The organism is Arachnia propionica, assembly GCF_003932785.1.
Taxonomy (GTDB): domain Bacteria; phylum Actinomycetota; class Actinomycetes; order Propionibacteriales; family Propionibacteriaceae; genus Arachnia; species Arachnia propionica_B.
The window spans coordinates 1-7,568 of record NZ_RQYT01000069.1 but is presented as its reverse complement, the minus strand read 5'-3'; the positions used below and the strand labels follow the sequence as shown (position 1 = coordinate 7,568).

Genomic DNA, 7,568 nt, shown 5'->3' with positions numbered 1-7,568 from the left:
CCGAGGGTCAGACGGTGACCGTCGTGGTGAAGGCCACGGCGAAGCCGGGGTACAAGATCGATGAGACGAAGCTGCCTGAGGGTTGGTCGGTTGTCAACGGTGAGGTTGTGTTCACCTGGACCGGTCAGGCCGCGGTCTGCGCCAAGCCGACCCCGACCCCGACTCCTCCGGCCCCGAGCCCGAGCCAGCCTGCTCCGACTCCGCCGGCCCCGAGCCCGAGCCAGCCTGCCCCGACGATGCCGGCACCGAGCCAGCCCGCTCCGAGCAAGCCTGCTCCGAGCCAGCCGGCCCCGGTGAAGCCGACGCCGCCGAAGCCCGGACCGGTGAAGCCGCGTCTGCCCAAGACCGGCGCCTGATCCATCACCAACACAGGGGCGGGACCTGAGGGTCCCGCCCCTGTGGCGTACTCTCCAGCCATGGGGCACGAGGTGTGGTTCGCGTTCGCATTGACGCTGTTCGCGGGCCTGTCCACATCGATCGGCGGCGCGGTCGGGGTACTGGGCCGGGCGGAGTCCACACGCGCGCTGAGCCTCGGACTCGGCTTCTCCGCTGGCGTCATGATCTACGTCTCCCTCGTGGAGATCCTTCCGGAGGGGCAGGAGCAACTCGTCTCCGCCGCAGGTGAACGACTGGGTACCTGGTACGCGATCGCGGCCTTCTTCGCCGGAACCGCCGCCATCGCGGTGATCGACCGTATGGTTCCGGCCGCCATCAACCCGCACGAACCGGGCTCCCTGCAGGACCAACGACGACGACGCGCCCTCGTGCACACCGGCGTGCTCACCGCGATCGCGCTGGCCATCCACAACTTCCCCGAAGGCTTCGCCACCTTCATCGCGGGCCTCCAGGAACCCGGGATCGCGGTGGCGGTCGCCATCGCCATCGCCGTCCACAACATCCCGGAAGGCCTCGCGGTCGCGGTACCCATTCACCAGGCCACGGGATCCCGACGGCGTGCCTTCTGGTTGGCCACAGCTTCTGGGCTGGCGGAACCGGCGGGAGCCGTCATCGGCTACGCCCTTCTCTCCCCGTGGCTGTCGCCAGCGCTGCTGGGCGTGGTGTTCGCAGGCATCGCCGGGGTGATGGTCTTCATCTCCATCGACGAGCTGCTCCCCGCGGCGCGCGAATACGGGGAGCACCACACCTCGGTGTACGGCTTCGTCGCGGGCATGGCGGTGATGGCCATCTCCCTGGCGTTGTTCAGTACTGGCTGAGGGCCAGCCAGGCGTGGGCCAGCGCGTCGGGATCCGGCTCCCAGGTCCCGTCGAACCGCCGGGAGCCCGCGCCCGTCGACGCGCTGAGGGAAGCGAGCAGCTCGGCGGCGAACGGTGCCCCGGCGGCGTGCAACCAGGCGATGTCCTCCGGGAGCCGGGGGGAATTGAGGGCTGCCCGGCCGGCGTCAAGCACCCGCACGCACCAGCGCCACGTGACCTCCCGCACCGCGGGGGAGGTGACGAGCCAGTCGGAGGGGTCCACCTCCGCCACGGTCGGGGACACCGGCGTCGGCAACGTGCCCGCCCAGGAGCGATCCACCTCGTCCAGCCCCGGCCACCACACGTCCTGCAGCCCCTCGGGTATCAGGATGTCGCCGCCCCGGGTGCGCATCCCAAGCAGGTGCTCCCCGCGCGCCAGACAGGTGACCTCGGTCCCGACGGCGGCCCCGAACAGCTCCGTCGCCAACCCCGCACCCAAGGCCCGCGCGGCGGGCAGCAGGACCAACCGGGTCCCCGCGATCTCCAGCCCCTGCCGGTCGCCGCCCGTGATCGGGCCCTCGACCACGCGGTACCCCTCGGGCAGCGTCTCCCACGACGAGGCGGGTTCCAGTCGCGCCGCCCGCACCTGACGGCCCCCGCCGAGCCTCCCGTCGGCGCGGGCCGTGGCGTTGGAGACGAGCAGGCGATGGCGTGACAGCACCGCCGAGGAGTCACTGATCCCCGCCCAGGTCTCCCCGGCCAGGTAGTGGCCGGGCACGTCGCGCAGCGTCCCGGGACGCAGCCTCACGACCTGCCAGACGTTGCCCCACCCGTCGATGAAGCTGACCTGCGTTCCCGCGAAGCCGGACGCGGCGACGATCGGCTCGGCGTGCAGGGGTTCCAGCTTCAGACCGCCCACCTCGTGGTAGGTCTCCCGGGCCCGGCCCAGCAGTTCCCCCGCCGGACGATCCACGGGCAGGAGACTCAACTGGTGCAGGTTCACCAGGGCCGAGGCGAAGCCGAACGCGTTGGGACGATCCGTCCCGGAGAGGGAACGGACGAATCCGGTGAGGCCCCGGTCCGCGGTGACGAGCCCGTGGGTGCGCAGCCGGTGCAGATCGGCCGCCAACTCGCCCCGGTCGGCGGCGCTGAGACGTCGCGACCCGACGAGAAGGGTCCGGTGGAGATGCGCCCGCACGGTGGCGAGGGTGTCCCGCTGGGCCGTGGTGAGTGGGCCGGAATCATCGGCGGTGGCTGTGCGGAGCCGGTCCCGGGGATTGCCGGTCGGCGGGGGCGTGGCGGGGAATCCCTCGTCCTGGTCGTCGGCGTCCGCGACCGGGAGCAGCAGGGCCACCGCCGCCCGATGGGCGCAGTTGGGGGCGAGCAGGCAGTCACAGTTCAACTGATCCTCCGCCGTCGCCACCTCGACCTCGGCCAGGGTGACGGTGGCGTTGCCGAAGTCGACGACCTGCCCCAGCTCGGGCGGCGACGCGACCAGCGCGTCGGCGCGTTTCCTCACCCGCGGTGCCAGGGCGTCGACGATCCGCGCGAGCAGATCCGGGGCGATCCTCATCGACTTGCCTCCCTGACGACGGTGCCGACCCACCGGGCGAGGTCGAGCGGCGACACCGACGCCACCCGCATTCCCGCCGCCGAGGCCCGGGCGGCGATGCCGACGTTGTGGACGCCGGTGCCCGAATCGTTGAGGGCGGCGCACCCGATCATCGTCACCCCGGCACCGCGCAGCGCCTCGATCTCGCCCATCATGGGGGCCGCGGAACCGAGTTCCTCGAAGTCGCTGATGAGCACCAGCAGGGTCCGCTGCGGGATGCGGACCCGGGAACGCGCCACGTGCAGGGCCCCCGCGATGTCCGTGCCGCCGCCGACCTCGACCTCCAGCAGCAGCTTCAGCGGGTCGTCGACATGGCCCGTGAGGTCGATCACCTCGGTGGAGAAGGCCAGGAACTCGACGCTGAGGACGGGAGACTCCGCCAGGATCGCCGCCGTCAGCGCCGAGTAGATCACCGACTCCGACATCGAGCCGGAGACGTCGACCAGCACGATGAGGTGCCAGTCGACCTCCTTCGCGACCGGGGAACGGAACACCGGATGGACGGGGACCACCTGGGGGCGGCCGTCGAGCGGCACCACCTGCTTGAGATTGGCCCGGATGGTGCGTTCCAGGTCGAGACGGCCGGTGCGGCGACGCGTGGGGCGGCCCACCGCCAGCCCGGTGAGGGCCGGGCGCAGCCGGATCGCGAGTTCCTCGCTCAGCTCCCGCACCACCTTCCTCACCAGCGGCCGCAGCCGCGCGAGGCGCCCCTCGGACAACCCGCCGGCCAACGACAAGGCGGTGGCGAGGAGGTCGACGGAGGGACGCACCTGGTCGGGGGAGAGGCGTTCCAGCACGTCGCCCCTGCCGCCCGCCGCGGCGTCGGAGAAGATCTCCTGCACCTCGTCGTGGCCGAACAGCGCCTCGATCTCCTCCTGCCACTGCCTTACCCCGAGCTGGGAGGGACCGGAGCCAGCACCGCGGGCGCCTGCGTCGAGGCTGTCGGACCCGGGACGCCCGTACAACTCGTCGAGGGCCGACGCCATGCGCCTGCCCCGCTGGGACAGCCGGTCACGGTGCTCGCCGAGGACGAGCCGCCACCGCTCGGCGGGGGAGAAGGCCACATCGGCGAGCCCCAGCGCGGCGAGACGGGTCCGGGCCTCCGCGTCGTACCGGGCGGCCGCCACCGCCTCCTCCGGCGGCAGGGCCAGGGTCCGGGCCCTGCCGAGCTCCCGCCCCAGATCCTGCAGCAGTCCTGCCCGGGCCTCCGGGGTGAGCACGTCGAATCCGCCCCTCAGACTTGGCAGGACGGCGACGAAGTGCTCGTCGGGAATGGTGGCGACGCGTTCGGCCAACGCCAGGGTCGCGGCCGCGGTGTCGAAGCGGCCCCCCGCGGTGATGAGAAGGCCGCTGATGCGACGACGCAGCGCTCGGCGGGCGTCGCTCGTGTGGTGGGAGTCCAGCCAGGCGGTGATGCGCCCTGCCGCCGTCTCGTCGTCGAGGAGCAGGCCGAGGGCCGCCCCCTGCATGAGTGGGGAACCGTCGTCGGTGAGGTGGGACAGGGCCCCCGCGAGGCTCAGTTCGTGGTCGCGCCCGGCCTCGACGAAGGCGGCGAGGGCGGCGGCGTCGGCGGGGTCGTCGGACCCCGCGACGCCTGCGAGCTCCCTGACCGCGGCGGCGGTGAACTCCTCCCGCAGCGTCCCGGCCCGCTCCCGGAGGGGGGCGGGTAGCAACTGGGCGCCGGGGACGCGGGCCAGCTCGACGTCGCTCAGGGCCAGGTGCAGGTCGACGGCGGTGCGGAACGAGATTGACGCGGCATGGCCGGCGAGCACCGTGAGGGCGCGCTCCGTCGCGGGGACGGAGCCGCAGCCGGCGGAGTCGATGAGGAGCGAGCGGGCCTCGTCGGCCGTGGTGACCTGGCGGCTGAGGAGGACGGTGTCCGCGAGCTGGGCCGCGGCGAGTCCCTTCGCGGCCGCCAGCTGGATGCTCGCATCCGTGGCGGCGGTCCAGGCCGTCTCCCACCCCATCGTCGTGGTCTCCGCCCCGCGCCAGATGGTCGTGCCCTTCGGGGCGGCGAAGGAGACCCCGCCGACCAGGAGCCGGGTGAACAGGACGTGGCGGGTGAGGTCGAGGGAGCCGCGCAGCGGGGTGAGGGACCAGGAGGTGGGGCGGTCGGGGTCGACGCGGGCGGCGTACAGTTCGCCGCGCAGCGTCTCCCGTAGCGGCGAGACGGGGGTGTCGGGGGCGAGACGACCGGCCCGCTCCCCGATGAGGACCTGCTCCAGGGCGGCGGCGACGATGCGGCCACGGCCCAGCACCTCCCCCTGCGCCAGCACCGTTGTGACGGCCTCGATGAGTTCCCGGCGTGAGGGGGCGGTGAGTCCCCTGAGGGTGGCCAGATCGAGGGCGATGCGTGCGGTCTCGGCGGCCTCCCCGGGGCCCGCCGGATGGGTGGCCTGCCGCAGCGCCCGGGTGATCTCGGTGATCGCGCGGGTGGCCTCGGCGCGGATGACCTCGGGGTCCAGGCCCGAGTCGACGACGACCTGCTGCCAGCCGGGATCGCGGATGCCCGCGGGGTAGCCGGAGCGGGAGTCGAGCTGGGCGAAGGTGTAGGCCACGATGCAGCCGGTGACATCGCCCTCGGTGGGTGGCGGCTCCGGGATGGGGTCGTCCGACGGCAGGAGCGCCGCCGCGTGGAACGAGCCGATCACGGCGGCGACCCGTTGACCCTGCGAGAGCAGCGGTGCCAGCCGCAGCCGCATCCAGGCCTCCCGGGCGGCGTTGAAGGCGTCGATGCCTCCCTCGGCCTGCCGCGTCGCCCAGCCATGGGCCAGCCCCGCGACCCGCAGCTGCTCCGCGGTCGAGGCGGGGGCGGGGGCCTCGACGAGTCGATCCCAGGTCTCGCCCACATCCCCGGGCTCGGCGCGGGCCCGTCGGGTCAGGGCGGCCTGCCACCGGGGATCGCCGTTGTCCTGCGTGGGGGCGTCCTCCGGGGCGGTGGCGGCCAGGGGGAGGTCGATGCAGACGACCTCGACGCCGTGCCGCCGCGCCCAACGCAGCGCCGCCAGCTCAGGGGAGAAGTCCGCGAACGGGTAGAAGGCCAGGCCGTCGCGCCCGGAGAAGGCCAGGGCCAGCGGTGCCGTCGCCTCGGGATGGCTCAGCCAGTCCAACCAGTCGCGGGCCTCGGCGGGCAGTTCGATGGCGAGCACGTCGGGGCGGTGCTCGTCGAGCAGTCGGGGGACCGCCACCGCCATCGCGGGCGAGTGGTGGCGGATGCCGATGAGGAACGGCGAACGGCAGTCGACGAGATCGGCGACGGCCGCCCGGGGGTCGAGGACGTCCACGGGGAGGGTCACTTCGCCAGGACGTGACGCTGTTCCCACAGTTGCACCCAGGTGTGGCGGCCGTCCTGCGCCCGGCGCTTGACCACCTGGTCCCAGTAGGCACGGAGCCTGGCCCCGTCGTCGGCGTCGTCCTTGCGGACCGCGCCGAGGAGCTGCCCGGGGATGAGGCGCACCCCGTCGTGGGCGTGGGGGAAGAAGGCCCCCGCCAATGCGATGGAGCCGGAGATCGCGACGGCCTCCGCCGTGGACAGCACCGTCGACGGTTTCTCCACCGACCAACCCTCCTGAGTCCTCCCTGAGCGCAGCTCGCGGAAGGCCGTGACGAGGGTCTCCACCACCACCTCGTCGACGGTGGCGGGGGCCCCGGCGGCCTCCAGCGTCTGCCGGGTCCGTTCCGTCACGAGGGCGATCTCGGCGTCGGCGTCGGAGATGGGGTCGACGGCCTCGAAGTTGAACCGGCGTTTCAGGGCGGCGGACATCTCGGAGACGCCGCGGTCGCGCAGGTTGGCGGTGGCGATGATGCAGAAACCCGGGACGGCGTGGACGGCGTACTCGCCGAGTTCGGGGACGGCGAGGCGGCGCTCGGACAGCACCGAGACCAGGCCGTCCTGCACCTCGGGCAGGCAGCGGGTGATCTCCTCGATGCGGGCGACCCGTCCGGTCCGCATGGCGGCGAGGACGGGGGAGTCGACGAGCGCCTCCTCGCTGGGGCCCTTCGCGAGCAGCTGGGCGTAGTTCCAGCCGTAGCGCAGCTGGTCCTCGGTGGTCCCGGCCGAGCCCTGCACGGTGAGGCCGGAGGTGCCGCAGATGGCGGCGGCGAGGAGCTCCGACAGCATGGACTTGGCGGTGCCGGGTTCGCCGACGAGCAGCAGGGCCCGCTCCCCAGCCAACGTGATGACGCAGCGTTCGATGAGCGAGACGTCGCCGACGAACTTGCGGCTGACCTTCAATCGGTCGTTGCCGCAGATGAAGGACACCACCGCCGACGGGGTCATCCGCCAGCCGGGGGGTCGAGCCCCGGGCTCCTCGGCGAGCCGGGCCAGCTCGTCGGCGTGGCGCACCTCGGGCGGCGGCACCTGCTGGGTCTGTGGGGAAGTCATCGTGTGTGGTGCCTCTCGGTTGTTTGGTCGTCGTGGCCGGGGATGTGGCCCTCACGGTAGCGCCGCCAGGCGTCGGTGAACAGCTGGGGGAGGGGAATGAGTGGGAGGACGACCTCGAAGGGTGGTTTCACCTTCGTTGCGTCCTCGAGGTGGTACAAGCAGGCCTTCCAGGTCTCCATTGGTGGGTGTGGGCTGCGGGCCTGCAGCCAGGCGCCGGGGAGGAAGAGGGTGCGTCCGGCGCGGGGGCGTGTGGCCTCGATGACCAGTCCCTTCTCGATCAGTGGCTCGGCGGCCTTGAGACGCTGGGTTTTCTTCCAGCCGTTCCAGTGGTGGATGTTCTTGTCGGTGGGGTTGTGGAGGGTGAGGAGTTGGAGCCAAT

Annotated in this window: 5 protein-coding genes and 1 pseudogene; 2 read left to right on the top strand and 4 right to left on the bottom strand. The window is 72.6% G+C overall.

The genetic code is table 11. From position 1 onward, the window contains the following. Window positions 1-356 (top strand): annotated as a pseudogene (locus EII35_RS16275) (hypothetical protein); the annotation flags it as partial. A 60-nt stretch (window positions 357-416) separates the two neighbouring features. After that, complete coding sequence (gene zupT / locus EII35_RS15035; protein ID WP_125229277.1) at window positions 417-1,214, top strand: zinc transporter ZupT; 798 nt, start codon at window positions 417-419, stop codon at window positions 1,212-1,214. On the opposite strand, the gene EII35_RS15030 is transcribed toward zupT, so the two are convergent. The 4 genes from EII35_RS15030 to EII35_RS16060 all read right to left on the bottom strand — a co-directional run. Then, on the bottom strand, window positions 1,201-2,766 hold the full coding sequence (locus EII35_RS15030; RefSeq protein ID WP_125229276.1) for a hypothetical protein: 1,566 nt from the start codon (window positions 2,764-2,766) through the stop codon (window positions 1,201-1,203). The two genes, zupT and EII35_RS15030, sit on opposite strands and share 14 nt — an antisense overlap. Continuing rightward, window positions 2,763-6,101, bottom strand: a complete 3,339-nt coding sequence (locus EII35_RS15025; protein WP_260465151.1) for a DUF5682 family protein — start codon at window positions 6,099-6,101, stop codon at window positions 2,763-2,765. The genes EII35_RS15030 and EII35_RS15025 overlap by 4 nt, the downstream gene beginning before the upstream one ends. Continuing rightward, complete coding sequence (locus tag EII35_RS15020) at window positions 6,098-7,189, bottom strand: ATP-binding protein (protein ID WP_125229275.1); 1,092 nt, start codon at window positions 7,187-7,189, stop codon at window positions 6,098-6,100. The genes EII35_RS15025 and EII35_RS15020 overlap by 4 nt, the downstream gene beginning before the upstream one ends. Beyond that, on the bottom strand, window positions 7,186-7,568 hold a 383-nt coding region (locus EII35_RS16060), incomplete at its 5' end, for a hypothetical protein (protein ID WP_185744385.1). The genes EII35_RS16060 and EII35_RS15020, both read right to left, overlap by 4 nt.